Annotated in this window: 14 protein-coding genes; 8 read left to right on the plus strand and 6 right to left on the minus strand. The window is 72.2% G+C overall.

Features of this window, described 5'->3' with window-relative positions; all coding sequences use genetic code 11:
• Positions 1–4 precede the first annotated feature (4 nt).
• The 3 genes from CWOE_RS31750 to CWOE_RS29610 all read right to left on the minus strand — a co-directional run bounded on the left by CWOE_RS31750 (position 5) and on the right by CWOE_RS29610 (position 3,024).
• Positions 5–964, minus strand: coding sequence for a CPBP family intramembrane glutamic endopeptidase (locus CWOE_RS31750; RefSeq protein ID WP_012937346.1), 960 nt, complete (start codon positions 962–964; stop codon positions 5–7).
• Positions 965–974: 10 nt separating this feature from the next.
• Positions 975–1,685, minus strand: a complete 711-nt coding sequence (locus tag CWOE_RS31755) for an HAD family hydrolase (RefSeq protein WP_012937347.1) — start codon at positions 1,683–1,685, stop codon at positions 975–977.
• 82 nt (positions 1,686–1,767) lie between these two features.
• Positions 1,768–3,024: a mannosyltransferase family protein gene (locus tag CWOE_RS29610; protein ID WP_041731170.1), complete on the minus strand. Its 1,257-nt coding sequence runs from the start codon at positions 3,022–3,024 to the stop codon at positions 1,768–1,770.
• Here CWOE_RS29610 and CWOE_RS31760 point away from each other — a divergent pair.
• The 4 genes from CWOE_RS31760 (at position 3,023) to thiL (ending at position 7,455) form a co-directional block, all read left to right on the plus strand.
• Complete coding sequence (locus tag CWOE_RS31760; protein WP_012937349.1) at positions 3,023–3,829, plus strand: mechanosensitive ion channel family protein; 807 nt, start codon at positions 3,023–3,025, stop codon at positions 3,827–3,829. The genes CWOE_RS29610 and CWOE_RS31760 overlap by 2 nt on opposite strands.
• A 100-nt stretch (positions 3,830–3,929) precedes the next feature.
• On the plus strand, positions 3,930–6,110 hold the full coding sequence (locus CWOE_RS29620) for a transglycosylase domain-containing protein (RefSeq protein ID WP_012937350.1): 2,181 nt from the start codon (positions 3,930–3,932) through the stop codon (positions 6,108–6,110).
• A 104-nt stretch (positions 6,111–6,214) separates the two neighbouring features.
• Positions 6,215–6,433, plus strand: a complete 219-nt coding sequence (gene infA / locus CWOE_RS29625) for a translation initiation factor IF-1 (protein ID WP_012937351.1) — start codon at positions 6,215–6,217, stop codon at positions 6,431–6,433.
• Between the two features lie 41 nt (positions 6,434–6,474).
• Complete coding sequence (thiL, locus tag CWOE_RS29630; protein ID WP_012937352.1) at positions 6,475–7,455, plus strand: thiamine-phosphate kinase; 981 nt, start codon at positions 6,475–6,477, stop codon at positions 7,453–7,455.
• Here the strand turns inward: thiL and CWOE_RS29635 are convergent.
• The 3 genes from CWOE_RS29635 to CWOE_RS29645 all read right to left on the minus strand — a co-directional run bounded on the left by CWOE_RS29635 (position 7,437) and on the right by CWOE_RS29645 (position 10,327).
• A complete protein-coding gene (locus CWOE_RS29635) occupies positions 7,437–7,643 on the minus strand; it encodes a flagellar biosynthesis anti-sigma factor FlgM (RefSeq protein WP_012937353.1) in 207 nt (68 codons plus the stop codon). The genes thiL and CWOE_RS29635 overlap by 19 nt on opposite strands.
• A gap of 177 nt (positions 7,644–7,820) precedes the next feature.
• Entirely contained in the window at positions 7,821–8,531 is a 711-nt protein-coding gene (locus CWOE_RS31765) for a class E sortase (RefSeq protein ID WP_012937354.1), read from the minus strand.
• Between the two features lie 35 nt (positions 8,532–8,566).
• Positions 8,567–10,327, minus strand: coding sequence for a zinc-binding metallopeptidase family protein (locus CWOE_RS29645; protein WP_012937355.1), 1,761 nt, complete (start codon positions 10,325–10,327; stop codon positions 8,567–8,569).
• Positions 10,328–10,403: 76 nt separating this feature from the next.
• Between CWOE_RS29645 and CWOE_RS29650 the strand changes: the two genes are divergently transcribed.
• The 4 genes from CWOE_RS29650 (at position 10,404) to CWOE_RS29665 (ending at position 15,108) form a co-directional block, all read left to right on the plus strand.
• On the plus strand, positions 10,404–11,117 hold the full coding sequence (locus CWOE_RS29650) for a response regulator transcription factor (RefSeq protein ID WP_012937356.1): 714 nt from the start codon (positions 10,404–10,406) through the stop codon (positions 11,115–11,117).
• 24 nt (positions 11,118–11,141) lie between these two features.
• Positions 11,142–12,536: a sensor histidine kinase gene (locus tag CWOE_RS29655; protein ID WP_012937357.1), complete on the plus strand. Its 1,395-nt coding sequence runs from the start codon at positions 11,142–11,144 to the stop codon at positions 12,534–12,536.
• Positions 12,537–12,601: 65 nt separating this feature from the next.
• Entirely contained in the window at positions 12,602–13,807 is a 1,206-nt protein-coding gene (locus CWOE_RS29660; RefSeq protein WP_148261226.1) for a S1C family serine protease, read from the plus strand.
• Between the two features lie 68 nt (positions 13,808–13,875).
• On the plus strand, positions 13,876–15,108 hold the full coding sequence (locus tag CWOE_RS29665; RefSeq protein WP_012937359.1) for a glycosyltransferase: 1,233 nt from the start codon (positions 13,876–13,878) through the stop codon (positions 15,106–15,108).
• Positions 15,109–15,110: the final 2 nt, after the last annotated feature.

Genomic DNA, 15,110 nt, shown 5'->3' on the forward strand with positions numbered 1-15,110 from the left:
GCCATCAGGGCGCCGCCGCGGCGGCGCGACGCTCGCCGCGGCCGAGCAGCGGCCAGCAGATCAGCAGGCAGGCCGCGTTCGCGCCGATGATCAGCAGGATGACCTGCCAGGCGTTCCAGTCGGCCTGGTTGACGCCGAACGCGATCGAGTTGTTGATCGCGTGCACGGCGATGCACGGCAGCAGCGAGCCGGTCCTCCAGCGCAGCACGCAGAGCAGGAAGCCGAGCAGCGCGAGCGGGACGAGGAACTCGGCGTCGGCGGAGCCGGCGTGGATGCCGCCGAAGACGAGGCCGGTGATGACCGCCGCCGGCCAGACGCCCCGCCAGTTGCGCAGCGCGCCGAAGAAGAAGCCGCGGAAGAGGACCTCCTCCGCGATCGGCGCGATCACCGTCACGAGTATGCAGACCGCGACGAGCGCGACCGTGCTCTCGTCGACGCCGAAGGAGTCGGGCAGCTCGTCCGTGTCGGAGATGTCCAGCAGCGCCGCCCACAAGCCGCTCAGCAGGTAGAACGCCAGCATCATCAGCGCCATCGCGCCGATCGCCGGCCACAGCCGCGTGCGCTTGATCCCGAACTGCGCGGCGCTGACCGGCCCCACCGTCTTGGCGAAGAAGATCGCCGCGCCGACGAACGCGAAGTCCTGGAAGAGCGTCGCGAGGATGTTCACCGCCGGCGTCGGATCCTCGAGTCTCATCCCGAACGCGGTGCCGATCGCGGCGATCACGAGCTGGCCGAACAGCGCGATCATGAACGCGACGACGAGCGCGGCTGGCGCCATCCACGGACGCCACGCGGTCTCCGCCTCCGGGTCGGAGACCGGCTCCGAGCGCGGCGCGACGAAGCGCGGTCCGGTCGCGTCGCCGGCGTCCGCGGAGGTCGGCGGCGGCGGGGTCGGGGCGATGCCCTCGGGACGCTCCGGATGTTCGGGCAGGCCGGACGAGCCGGGCGTTGGGGTGCTGCTCACCCCTGACAGATTACGGGCCGGCGAGCCCCGGCAGCTCGCGCAGCGAGCCGACGGTCGCGATCCCGAGGTCCGGAGCGGGCGGCGGGGCGCCGTCGCGCACGACGAGCCGCACGTCGATCCCTGCCGCGCGCGCCCCGGCGACGTCGTGCTCGACGCTGTCGCCGACGTGCAGCGCGTCCGCGGCGCCGACACCGGCGAGCGCCAGCGCGCGAGCGAAGATCTCTCCGCCGGGCTTGCCGCTGCCGACCTCGGCCGACGTCAGCGCGCCGTTGAGCAGCGGCGTCAGGCCGGTGTCGTCGAGCGCGTCGTGCAGCGAGACGTCCCAGTTGGAGACGACGACGAGGCCGATCCCGCGCTTCCGCGCCCGTCGCAGCACGTCCGCGACCTCGGGGAACGGGCGAAAGCGCAGCGCCGCCAGCAGCGCGTCGGTCAGCGGCTCGATCGGCAGCCGCTCGGCGCCTCGCCCCGCCGGCAGGGCGGCGCGCAGCGCCTCCGCCGAGCCGCGCCGCAGCACGGCGAGCGCGGCGCGGTCGGACGCCTCGTCGTGGTGGGCGCGGTAGTACTCGATCTCCGCCTTGATCGCCGCGCGCGCCTCCTGCGCGCTCAGCTCGAAGCCGAAGCGCACGCGCAGCTCGCGCCGCAGCGGCTCGGCCGGCGGCTCCAGCTCCAGCAGCGTCCCGAGCGCGTCCAGCAGCCACACGCGCGGCGGCCTGCCGCTCACGGGAGACCTCCGTCCCGGGAAGGCGAGCCCCTGGGCGAGCGTTCCCAATGGAAACCAAGCCCTCTGGGCGCAGGTTTCCACCTCATGCCACAAACCCCCAGCGCGCGAACTGCGCCGTCATCAGCCCGAGCAGCACGGCGCTGATCGCGATCGCGCGCTCGCTACCGCGGTCGCCGCGCTCGCCGAGCCAGCGCGCCAGCCACATCTGCAGCGGGAACAGCACGAGCACGAAGCGCGGCAGCGACATCAGCGGCTGCGCGTCGACCGGGTAGGAGAGCGTCGTGACGAGCGCGACGAGGGCGTAGGCGCCGTACGCGAGCGGCAGCCGGCGCAGCGCGCCGACGAGCGCCACCAGCGCGAAGACGAGGAAGCCGAACAACATCAGGTTCTGCCCCGCGACGGAGAACGGGTCGCCGCCCGCCTCGCCGAAGTAGACCGGCGTCGATTCGCCGTGGACGATCTGGCGCAGCCCCAGCCACGCCGCGCGCGCGCCGTCCCAGATCCCGCCGAGCGGGACGAGGTGACGGCCCCACAGCTCCTGCGCGCTGAACGGCGCGAACGGGTCGCCGAGCACGATCCCGATGTAGACGAGGAACGCGACCAGCCCGAGCGGTATCAGGGCGAGCCAGAGGATCTGCGGCGTGATCGCGTAGCGCGGCTTCCACCACGGGCCACCGCCCGCCGCCTCGCGGTCCGCCCGCGGCCCATAGAGGAACAGCAGCAGCACCGGCAGCAGCAGGATCACGCCGCTGTTGCGCGTCAGCGCCGCCAGCGCCCCGACCGCGCCGGCCGCCGCCCAACGCCCCTGCCGCGCCGCCAGGAGGGTCCCGACCGACAGCAGCAGGAAGAGCGACTCGGCGTAGACGGCGGAGAAGAAGAACGCCGACGGGAAGAAGGCGACGAGCAGGATCGTCGTGCGCGCGTCGCGCTCGCCCAGCTCGATCCGCGCGAGCTTGTGCAGCAGCACGAGCGCACCGAAGAAGCAGGCGAGCGAGACGACGAGGCCGCCGAGCAGCGCCGAGCCGAACAGCCAGCCGACGACCTTCGCCAGCAGCGGGTAGAGGGGGTAGAACGCGGCCTTCGCATGGTCGGCGGCGCTGCTGTAGCCGTCGTCGGCGATCGACAGGTACCAGACCGCGTCCCAGCGCGCGGCCGGCGCCAGCAGCAGATCGGCGAAGCGCGAGAACGGACGCGTCACGCCGGTCGGGTCGAACGTCTCCGCGCCGGGTGCCTGGCCGAGCCAGAGCACGCCGAGCAGGCCGGCGGCCCAGACCGCGACGCGCGAGGTCCAGAACGCGCGCCACGCCTCGCCGATGCTGCCGTTACCCTCGCGGTCCATGGTCGGTCCCGATGTTCCCATCCCGCTCGCCGCGACGTTCCTGCAAGACAACCCCTGGGTCGGCGCGGTCGTCGCGATAGCGGTCTCGGTCGCGGTCGCGTGGGTCGTCGACAGGGCGATCCTGCACCGCGGCCAGCGGCTCGCGGCGGCGGTGATGCGCGACGACGTGACCGCCGCGGTCGACACGCGCATGCGCTTCCTGCGGCGGCTGCTGACGCTCGTGATCCTCGTCGTCGGCGTGATGACGGCGGTGGCGCAGTTCGACGGTCTCAACAAGCTCGCGACGACGGTGCTCGCCTCCAGCGCCCTGCTCGCCGCCGTGATCGGCTTCGCGGCGCGGCAGACGCTGGCGAACCTGATCGCCGGCGTGATGCTGACGATCGCGCAGCCGCTGCGGATCGGCGACAGCGTCACCGTCGAGGACGAGAGCGGCACGGTCGAGGACGTGCGCCTCAACTACACCGTCGTGCGCGGCGGCGACGGCCACCGCCTCTTCATCCCGAACGAGCGGCTCGCCTCCGGCGTCCTGCGCAACGACACGATCGTCGAGCCGCTGGTCGGGCTCGAAGTCGAGCTGTGGCTGCCGCTCGACAGCGACGCCGACCGCGTGCTGAGCGCGCTCGCGGCGCTGGAGGGGACGCCGGTCGCGCGGATCTCGGAGGTCACGCCCGACGGCGTCCGCTACACGATCTCGCGCGGCTCGGTGCCGCCGCGCGAGCGCCCGCAGCACGCGTCGCGGCTGCGCGCCGACGCCCTGCGCGCGCTGCGCGGCGACGGGCTGCTCGCACCGTCCGCTGCAGCCTGAGCGCCGCGGCAGGAGGCGAGGCCGGCAGGCCGAAATCCGCGTCTGGCTATCCTTTTTCGACCGGCGCCGCCATTCGCGGCGTCTCGTCTTCCCTGGACCCGTGAGTCGTCGAGAGCGACAGAAGCGCCGCAAGCGCAACCACGGCCGCCCGCTGCGGCGCGCCATCATCGCCATCGTCACGGTGGCGTTCGTCGGCCTGGTCGCCGGCGGGATCGCCGCTGCCAGCTGGGTGATGAGCGTCGTCAACGACACGCCGGACATCCAGACGCTGCGAGCGAAGCCGGCGGGCGCGATCTCGACCGTCTACGCCGCCGACGGCACGCGCCTCGGCTTCATCGCCGGCGACATATTGCGGACGCCGATCGACAGCGGAGAGATCCCGCTGTCGATGAAGCGCGCGACGGTCGCGATCGAGGACCGCCGCTTCTACAAGCACAGCGGCGTCGACTACGTCGGCGTCGTGCGCGCCGCCGTCAAGAACGTCACCGAGGACCGCACGCAGCAGGGCGGATCGACGCTGACGATGCAGCTGGTGCGCAACCTCTACATCCCAGAGAACAGATTCAGAAAGACGCTCGAGCGCAAGATCCGCGAGGCGAAGCTCGCCGATGAGCTGGAGAAGCAGCACTCGAAGGAGTGGATCCTCACCTCCTACCTCAACAACGTCCCGTTCGGGACCGTCGGAGGCCAGGAGGCGATCGGGATCCAGGCCGCCGCGCGCGTCTTCTTCGACAAGCCCGCGTCGAAGCTGACGCTGGCCGAGTCGGCGCTGCTCGCCGGCCTGCCGCAGGCGCCGTCGGACTACAACCCGTTCCTCAACCCGAGAGGCGCGGAGAAGCGTCGCGCCGACGTGCTCAAGGCGATGGTCGACGCGAGATACGTCACCCAGAGCGAGGCGGACGAGGCGGCGGCATCGCCGCTCGGCGTCAAGAGAAACGGCTTCTACCAGGCGCGTAAGGAGCCGTTCGTCTTCGACTGGGTCAGAAGAGAGCTGATCAGAAAGTACGGCCCCGAGGTGGTGCGGGCCGGCGGCCTGAGGGTCTACACCTCGATCGACCTGCGCAAGCAGGAGGCGGCGCGCGCCGCGATCGCCGGCAGACTGTACGACCCGGGCGACCCGTCGGCGGCGATCGTCACCGTCGATCCGGCGAACGGCCACATCCTCGCGATGGCGTCGTCGGCCAAGTACGGCGACGACTCCGACGGCGGCACGAACTACAACTACGCCGCCCAGGCGCAGCGCCAGCCCGGCTCGACCTTCAAGACGATGGTGCTGATGGCCGCGCTGAGGAAGGGGATCGACCCTGACTCGACCTCGTACGTGTCGAGACTGCTGACGCCGGGCTGGAACTCGCAGTACCCCGACTACGAGGTCAAGACGTTCGGCAACACCTACAGCGGCTCGATGAGCATCACGAAGGCGACGCTGACGTCCGACAACACCGTCTACGCGCAGCTCGCCGCCGACATCGGGCCCGACGCGGTCCGTCAGGCCGCCTACGACATGGGCGTCACGTCGAGACTGAACGGCTACCTCGCCGAGGCGCTCGGCGGCCTGGAGACCGGCGTCTCCCCGCTGGAGATGGCGAGCGCCTACGCGACGATCGCGAACGGCGGGATCCGCATGTCGCCGACGGTCATCCTCAGAGTCAAGAAGCCCAACGGCCAGGTCGACGAGCTCGGCAGAGTCAAGCGCAAGCGCACCTTCAGCGAGGCCGAGACGGCCGAGGCGCGCCGTGTGCTGGAGATGAACGCGACCTCCGGCACCGGCACGAACGCGAACGTCGGCTGCGCGATGGGCGGCAAGACCGGCACGACCAGCGACAGCAAGGACGCCTGGTTCGTCGGCTTCACGCCGAGACTGTCGACCGCCGTCTGGATCGGCTACCCGCAGCCGACGCCGATGTACTCGGTCCACGGCTACGGCGTCCAGGGCGGCACGATACCCGCGATGATCTGGCACGACTACATGGCGGTCGCGAAGGGCGACTACTGCGGCGCGGACTGGCCCAACTCGCCCGCGTTCAGCGGCAGCTCCTTCTTCGGCAGATACTCGAGCACCGGCTCGGACGACGACGAGGACTACTCGTACGACGGCGCGTCGGACGGCGGCTCGACCGACGGCACGACCGGCACCGACACCGGCGGGACGGACACCGGCGGCACCGGCGAGGGCAACCCGAACCCCGATGCCTATGCCAGGCCGCCCCAGGGCGACCCGGACATACAGACGCCGAGCGGCGGCGGGACAGAGGGCGGCGGCGCGGGCGCGCCAGGCTGATCCCCCGCCCGCCGGCCCCCACGGGGCTGGTACCGTTCATGAGTGGGCGCCAACAGCGCTGCATGCGCCTGCCCACATTCCACCCACGCCAGATAGGACACGGTTTGCCGAAGGAAGAAAAGGTCGAGCTCGAAGGCGAGGTCGTCGAGGCCCTGCCGAACGCAATGTTCCGCGTGAGACTCGACAACGGCCATCTCGTCCTCGGCCACGTGGCCGGCAAGATGCGCCGCTTCCGGATCCGCATCCTGCCGGGCGACCGCGTGCGCTGCGAGCTGTCGCCGTACGACCTCGACCGCGCGCGCATCGTCTACCGCCACCGTTGAGTGGCGGCGCGGCCGCTGCGCCTGCCGGAGCCTCCTGAACGATGCGAGAGCTCGCGCTGATCGAAGCGCTGAGCGAGATCCTCGCCGATGAACACGACCGCGTCGTCCGCTGGATCGGGGACGACGCCGCCGTCGTGCGCGCCCGTCCCTACGCCGTCACGTCCGTCGACACGATGGTCGACGGCGTCCACTTCCGCTTCGACGGCGGCGACGGCACCGCCTCGCTCGCCGACGTCGGCCACCGCGCCCTCGCCGGCGCACTCTCCGACGTCGCTGCGATGGGCGCCGAGGCCGGTGAGGCGTACCTCGCGCTCGTGCTTCCGCCGGGCCTCGACGACGCCGCGCTGCGCGAGTTGTTCGCGGCGGCGCAGCAGCTCGCCGCCGCGACCGGCACGACGATCGCCGGCGGCGATCTCGCGCGCGGCCCCGCGCTCGTCGCGTCGGTCACCGTCGTCGGCTGGGCCGACGCAGAGCACGAGCTGATCGGCCGCGACGGAGCCCGCCCGGGCGACCTCGTCGGCGTGACCGGCGCGCTCGGCGGTTCGGGCGCCGGGCTGGAGTTGCTGGAGGGACGCGTCGGCCCGGCGCGGCTCGACCCTGACGTCGCACGCGCGCTGATCCGCCGCCACCTGCGCCCGCAGCCGCGGATCGCGGAGGGACGCGCCCTCGCCGCCGCCGGCGCCCGCGCGATGATCGACATCTCCGACGGCATCGCGACCGACGCCGGCCACATCGCCCGCCGCAGCGGTGGACGGCTCGTGCTGGCGCTCGACCGGCTGCCGCTCGCGGACGGCGTCGCGGAGGTCGCGGCCGCGCTCGGGCAGCCGCCCGCCGCGCTCGCCGCGACCGCCGGCGAGGACTACGAGCTGTGCGTCTGCGTCCCGCCGGAGCGGCGCGCCGCGGCGGAGGCGGCCGCGGCGGTCACGTGGATCGGGACCGTCGAGGCGGCGGAGGGGGACGGCGCCGGGGTCGACTTCGGCTCAGACGCCGCGCTGCTGCGCGGCTACGAGCACGACTTCTGACCGCTGCCGCCGATCTCCTCGTAGGCGTCGCCGAGCAGCTCCTTCACGTCCGCGCGGCGCAGCGCGCCGTGCGCGGCGAGCATGCGCGTGACGAACGCGTCGGCGACGGCGACGACGTCCACGTCGTAGTCGGCCCGTGCGATGCGGGCTCTCAAGTCGTTGATCTTCACTGTCCTGATGTCTTCCATGGGGGCTTCGGAGCAGGGCGCGGCCCACCGCATGCGGTCCGTACACGGCGCCGCCTGCCGAAGGGTTGCCCGTCCTTGGCAGCGGTATCGGGAGGCACGGCTCGGCACATGAGCAACACCGGACGAGGTTGGACATCCGGCCAGCCACGTCCGCCCGATCTCCTGATACCCACTTTTTCAGGAACCGACAGCACCGTCGCGAGACGGTGCCTCGAGCGCGGCGCCGCGCTCCTGCACTGAGCGCAGCTTCGCGAACACGATGATGCGCTGAGCGGCGCTGTAGAGCGGGTGGCAGGCGGACAGCACGAGCCGCTCGTAGCCGACGTCTCTGGTGACCCAGGTGTCGGTCGGCTCGACGATCTCCGTCTTCTGGACCGCATAGGTGAAGCGGGCGTACGGCATCTCCAGCACGATCTCGTCGCCGGCCGAGAGCTCGTCGACCTTCCGGAACGGCGCGCCGTACGTCGTGCGGTGCCCTGCGATCGCGACGGTCCCGCCGAGGCCGGGGAAGGTCGTGTCGGGATAGTGGCCCGGACCCTTGCGCAGGTCGTCCGACGCGGTCCCGTTGACGACGACATCGTCGGCGCCGATCTGCGGGATCTGCAGCCGGCCGAACGGCTCGCCCTCCTGCGCCTCGCGCCGCGCGACCCGCGCGAGGAAGGCGATCCGGCGTCTGTCCGTGCCGAGTCTGGCGAGCGCCCGTCTCTGCACCGGCGTCGGCGCCTGCTGCTCGATCTGCTGCAGCTTGTCCGACAGCTTGTCCTGCTGGATCCGCGCCATCACCGCGGAGACCGGCTCCTGCCACGCGAGCGTCACCGCGGCGTCGGCGATCAACAGCAGGCCGGCCACGATCAGCACGGTGGAGAGTGCCCGCAGGGCGCGCCGCATCGCTTCAGTATGCCCGTCGTCTCACAGCGCCTGCCTCAACGGCGCAGCGCCGACTCGGTGCCGCCGAGCGAACCCGGCCCGGCGTAGGTCTTCGGCCCGCGCACGGTGACGTGCTGCTCCGCCGCCGGGCCGCCGCCGGACGCGCGCACGATGATCGCGAGCACGGCGCCGGCGCAGCCGAGCACGATCGCCCAGCCGAGCGCGGCGACGAGGCCGACCGACCCTCCGCCGACGAGCAGCAGCCCCATCCACGCCAGCTCGAGCGGGTCGAGGCCGAACTGGCGCGCGTAGGCGAACGCGACGAGCAGCGGCGGCACCAGGCCGAGCGCGAACAGCGCCAGCGCGGCGAGCGGGTGCAGACGCACCTCGGGCGCGATCGCGAGCAGCCACAGGTGGAGCGCGGGGATCAACACGAGCGCGGCGTACGGGTTCGCGATCCAGACCGCGATCGCGACGGCGCACAACACGAGCAGCACGGCGGCGGCCGCCCCCGGCGAGGCGGGATCGCCGACGGCGCCGAGCAGCCGCGCGACGAGCGGGCGCAGCACGAACCAGCCGAGCACGAGCAGCACGAACACGGCCGCGAGCGCGGCGAGCGCCGTGCCGTCCCGCGGGATCGCGTCCGGCGCGAAAGCGGTCCCGCCGACGGACGGCGCGGCGTCGAGCAGGCCGGTCAGCTTCATCACGCGGACCAGCAGGACGGCGAGCACGAACGGCAGCGCGCACACCCCGACCCACCGCAGCCAGCGGCCGACGGGCTCGTGGCGGCGACGCACGCGCGCGAAGCCGTCGACGGCCGCGAGCAGCACCGGCAGCAGCAGCGCGATCGCGAGCAGCCGGATCGGGCCGGCGGGCAGCAGCTTTCTCTCGATCGTGATGTAGGCCTCCGGCGCCGGCAGCTCTCTGGCGCCGTCGAGCGCGCTGACGCTGCGCAGCGCGGCGCGGCCGAACGTCGTCAGCCGCTCGGCCGAGACGGGCTGGTCGGCCGCCGGCGGCCGCTCGCCGCCGACCGACAGCAGCACCGCCGGCAGGCCGGCGCCGTTGAACGGCCCCTGGAGCCCGAGCGTGAGCGGGAAGGCGAGCCGCGTGAACTGGTGGAACGGCCGCGTTCTGCCGGCGCCGGCGCCGGTCTCCGCGGCGACGGCGGTCTCGACCGTGCGGCGCAGCTCCAGCGGCGCGACCGCCTCACCGTCGGCCCACGGCACGACCACCGGCCGCACGGTCCGGGTGCCGGCGAGATCGCCCAGCACGATCACCGCGTCGACCTCGCCGCCGGCGTGCTCGGCCAGCTCCTTCGCCGCCGCCGGACCGCCGCTGACGGACGCGAGCACGAGCGTGCGGTTGAGCGTGCGGGAGCCGAGCACCCGCGCCAGCTCCAGCAGCGCGGCCGTGCCCGACAGCTGCGCGCGCGCGCCGGTGCCGATCGCGTCGCGCTGCGCGACGACAAGGATCCGCTGGCTGGAGAAGCCGGTCCGCTCGCCGATCACCGTCTCGACCGTGCGCTTGCCGACGCTCGTCTGCGCGTCGAAGCGCCGCACGCTGACGTCGAAGCCGCTCGTTCTCAGCCCTTGCTCGACGGTGCGCGCCACGGCCTCGTCGCCGGCGGAGCCGGGCTCGCGCTGCGGCGCCGCGGTCGCGAGCCGGTCGAGCTGCCTGAAGGCGGCGTCGCCGTCGAACGCCTCGGGGGCGAGCGTCGTCGTCACACCGCGCGGCTGATCGCGCAGCGAGAAGCCGACGAGCACCAGAGCGAAGAGGACCGGGAGGAACGCCGCGCGGTAGATCCGCGGATCGAGCACACCGGCAGGTTATCCACCCGTTCCCGCTCACCCGCTTCCCGCCGGTGCGTCACCCCACTAACCTTCCCGCTGGACGATGACCGAGCGATCGACCCGCATCCTGCTGGTGGACGACGAGCAGTCGATCCAGGCGCTGCTGTCGTACCCGCTGCGCAGAGACGGCTACGAAGTCGTGCAGGCGACCGACGGGCGTGAGGCGCTGGCGCGCTTCGAGGAACGCCCGTTCGACCTCGTCGTGCTCGACGTGATGCTGCCACAGCTGGACGGGCTGGAGGTCTGCCGGCGCCTGCGCAGCCGCAGCTCGGTGCCGATCATCATGCTGACGGCGAAGTCCGAGGAGATCGACAAGGTCGTCGGGCTGGAGATCGGCGCCGACGACTACATCACCAAGCCGTTCTCGATGCGCGAGTTCCGCAGCCGCGTGAAGGCGGCGCTGCGGCGCTCGGAGCTGTCGCGCTCGGCCGAGCGCGACGGCGGCTCGCTCGACGTGCACGAGCTGCGGATCGACCCCGACAAGCGGACCGTCAGCCTCCGCGGCGAGGCGATCACGACGACGTTCGTCGAGTTCGAGATCCTGCTCACGCTCGCCCGCAGCCCCGGTCGCGTCTTCACGCGCGACATGCTGCTCGCTCGCGTCTGGGGCGACTCCGCCTACCGTGACCCGCGCACGATCGACGTCCACATCCGCCACCTGCGCGAGAAGATCGAGCGCGACGCGAAGGAGCCCGAATACCTCTTCACCGTGCGCGGCGTCGGCTACCGCTTCCGCGACACGGACGCCTCCTCCTAGCGCCGCCGCGCCGCACCGCCTCCCATGCGCTCGCTCCGGAACCGCCTCGCGTTCCTCTTCTTCGCGATCACGCTCGCCGCGATCGCCGTCCTCTACCTCTACATCGCGCCGCAGCTGGAGTCGCGCCTGCGCGACGAGAAGGTCACGCAGCTGCGTGACGTAGCGCAGCAGACGGCCGGCGAGATCAGCGACGTGGCGGCCGACCCGGCGGCCACCGACAAGGAACTTCAGCGGTACGTGCGGAGAGCCGGGGTGCGCGCGAACGCGCGCGTCGCGCTGATGCGGATCGGCTCCTTCGACGGCGAGCCGCGCCCCGAGCTGGTCGCCGACTCGGTCGACGGAGACACGAGCCTGCCGGTCACCGAGATAGCCAGCCGCGCGGCTCGCAGCGGCGACACCGAGACCGCGACCGAGAGCCTGACCGACGGTCCCGTCGCGCTCGCCGCGGTGCCGATCAGAACCGCGGACGGCGCGGTCGGCTACGTCGCCGTCTACTCGACGCCGATGAGCGACGTCGAGGGCAACGTCGACGTCGTGCGCGGCCAGATCCTCGTCGCCGGCGCGATCGCGCTCGCGCTCGCGGTGCTCGCCGGCTGGCTGATCGCGCGTGCGCTGGCGCTGCGCGTCAAGCGGTTGGAGGAGGCCGCCGAGCAGGTCGCCGCCGGCGACTTCTCGCGGCCGATCCCGGTCGACTCCGACGACGAGCTGGGCCAGCTCGCCCGCGCCTTCAACGACATGCAGCGCCAGCTCGCGCAGCTCGACCGCGCCCGCAAGCAGTTCATCGCGACCGCCTCGCACGAGCTGCGCACGCCGCTCTTCTCGCTCGGCGGCTTCGTCGAGCTGCTGGAGGACGAGGAGCTCGACGAAGAGACGCGCAGACGCTTCCTCGCGCAGGTGCGGATGCAGGTCGAGCGGCTGCGCAAGCTGTCCGTCGACCTGCTCGACCTGTCGCGCCTGGAGGCCGGCTCGCTGGAGCTGCGACCCGAGCCCGTCGACCTGTCGGAGCTGGCGCGATCGGTCAGCTCCGAGTTCGAGCCGGTGCTCGCGCAGCGCGACGCGCACCTGGAGGTGCGCCTCACGGGCAAGCCGGTCGAAGCGCTCTGCGATCCTGTCCGCGTCGCCCAGATCATGCGCATCCTCATCGACAATGCACTGACCCACGCCGAGGCGGGGACCGACATCGTCGTCTCGGCGACGCGCGACGACGGCTTCGCGCGCCTGGCGGTGCGCGACCACGGCCGCGGCATCGAGCGCCAGGCGCTGTCGCAGATCTTCGAGCCGTTCTACACCTCCGACGACAAGCAGGGCTCCGGGCTCGGGCTCGCGATCGCGAGCGAGCTGGCCGAGCGCATGCGCGGCCGCCTCGGCGTCGAGTCGCGCCCCGGCCGCACCGTCTTCACGCTGGAGCTGCCGGCATGAATGCGAAAACCCGCGGCCTGCGGCCTTGGTTTCCGCTGGCGAACTCGCCAGGGGCTCCTTCGCCGGTGCGACGCTGCGCAGCCGTGCTCGCCGCGCTCGCGCTCGCCGGCGGTCTCACCGCCTGCGGAGGAGGCGACGACGGCGACCGCGGTCTCGGCTCGGCCGGCGGCGACGCCGGTGACAGCGTGCCCACGCGCGTCGCGACGACGCGCGTGGAGGTGCTGCGGCAGCTGTCGGGCGGCCGCTTCGACCCGAGCGCGATCTACGCGCGTGAGGCGCCGGGCGTCGTCACCGTCATCAGCCTCTTCGAGGGCGACAGAGAGGACGCCACGCCGACCGGTGCGGAGGGTCTCGGCTCAGGCTTCGTGATCGACGCCGCCGGGCGGATCGCGACGAACGCCCACGTCGTCACGAACGGGACCGGCGGGTCGGTCAGAGCGGCGAAGACGGTCTACGTCCAGTTCGCCGACGGCAACCAGGTGCCGGCTGAGATCGTCGGCACCGACCTCAACTCCGACGTCGCGCTGATCCAAGTCGACCCGCGCGACCTGACGCTGCGCCCGCTGCCGCTCGGCAGCAGCAGAGCGCTGACCGTCGGTGCGCCGGTCGCGGCGATCGGCAGCCCGTTCGGCGAGCCGCAGTCGCTGTCGGTCGGCGTCATCTCCGGCACGAACCGCACGATCGACTCGCTCAACTCGGGCGAGACCGGCGCCGGGCGCTTCGCGATCGGCGGCGCGATCCAGACCGACGCCGCGATCAACCACGGCAACTCCGGCGGGCCGCTCGTCGACGCCGACGGCCGCGTGATCGGCATCAACGCCCAGATCCAGACGACGGGCGGCGGCGGCGAGGGCGTCGGCTTCGCGATCCCGGTCGACACCGTCCGCCGCTCGCTGGAGCAGCTGCGCGCGAAGGGCTCGGTCGACTACGCCTGGATCGGCGTCTCGACGGTCCCGGTCTTCCCGCAGCTCGCGCGCCGCTTCGAGCTGCCGTCCGAGCAGGGCGCGCTGGTGCAGTCGGTGACCGAGGACGGGCCGGCCGCGGACGCCGGCCTGACCGCCGGCGACGGCGGCGACGAGGCGTTCCAGGCGTCCCGCTTCAGAGTCGACGGCGACGTCATCACGCGGCTCGACGGCAGAGCGATCACGCAGCACTACGACCTCGCGACGGCGATCGCCGATCGCGCGCCGGGCGAGGTCGTCTCGCTGGAGGTTTGGCGCGACGGCGAACGGCGCACGGTGCAGGTGACGCTCGGCACGCGTCCGGGCTGAACCCCTTCCGGCGGTGCCGTGCCATTCGGTACGCTCCGCGCGCCCGTCCACTCCGAGCCAAAGCGTCCATGCTTCAACCCGTTGCCGTCGGCCACAAGACCCTCGCGGACTACGCCAGCATCGTCGGACGCACGCTCGTGGAGGAGATTCGCGAGCTCGCCGAGCCGTTGCGGGGCAAGCGCATCCTGCATCTCTCCGCGACCGCGTTCGGCGGCGGCGTGTCGGAGATCCTGTACACGATGGTGCCGCTGATGAAGGACGTCGGGCTCGACGTCGAGTGGCACGTGATCTACGGCCGCGAGGAGTTCTTCAACGCGACGAAGGTCATGCACAACGCGTTGCAGGGCAACCCGCAGGACCTGACCGAGGACCAGTGGGAGTCGTGGCGGCGCTACAACGAGATGAACGCGCGCGAGCTGTCGCGCGGCTGGGACGTCGCGATCGCGCACGACCCGCAGCCGGCGGCGATGCACACGCTGGCGCCCGAGAAGGCCCGCCACTGGATCTGGCGCTGCCACATCGACCTCTCGACGCCGAACCCGCAGACGATCGAGCGGCTCCTGCCGTACATCCAGACGTATCCCGACTCGGTCTTCCACATGCAGCAGTACGTGCCGCCCGGGATGGAGGGACGGATCCACATCGTGCCGCCGGCGATCGACCCGCTCGCGCCGAAGAACATGGCGTTCTCGCCGGAGGACTCGGTCTACATCGCCGAGCAGTTCGGCATCGACGTCGACCGTCCGCTGCTGTGCCAGGTGTCGCGCTTCGACCCGTGGAAGGACCCGCTCGGCGTGATCGACGCCTACCGGATCGTCAAGGAGTCGGTGCCGGACGTGCAGCTCGCGCTCGTCGGCTCGATGGCGACCGACGACCCGGAGGGCTGGGACTTCTTCAACGCGACCGTCGCCCACGCCAACGGCGACCCGGACATCCACATCCTCAACAACTTCAACAACGTCGGCGCGATCGAGGTCAACGCGTTCCAGTCGCACGCCGACGTGCTGATCCAGAAGTCGACGCGCGAGGGCTTCGGGCTGACCGTCTCGGAGGCGATCTGGAAGGCGCGGCCGTTCATCGGCGGCGACGTCGGGGGGATCCCGCTGCAGGTGCACGACGGCGTCACCGGCTATCTCGTCTCCAGCGTCGAGGAGTGCGCCGCGCGCGCGCAGGCGATCCTCCAGGACCCGGGCCTCGGGCGCAGACTCGGCCTCGCCGGCAAGGAGCACATCCGCAAGCACTTCCTGATGCCGCGGCTGCTGCGCGACTGGCTGCGAATAATGTCCGACCTGAAGGGCTAGCC

The sequence above is a fragment of the Conexibacter woesei DSM 14684 genome, assembly GCF_000025265.1.
Lineage (GTDB): Bacteria > Actinomycetota > Thermoleophilia > Solirubrobacterales > Solirubrobacteraceae > Conexibacter > Conexibacter woesei.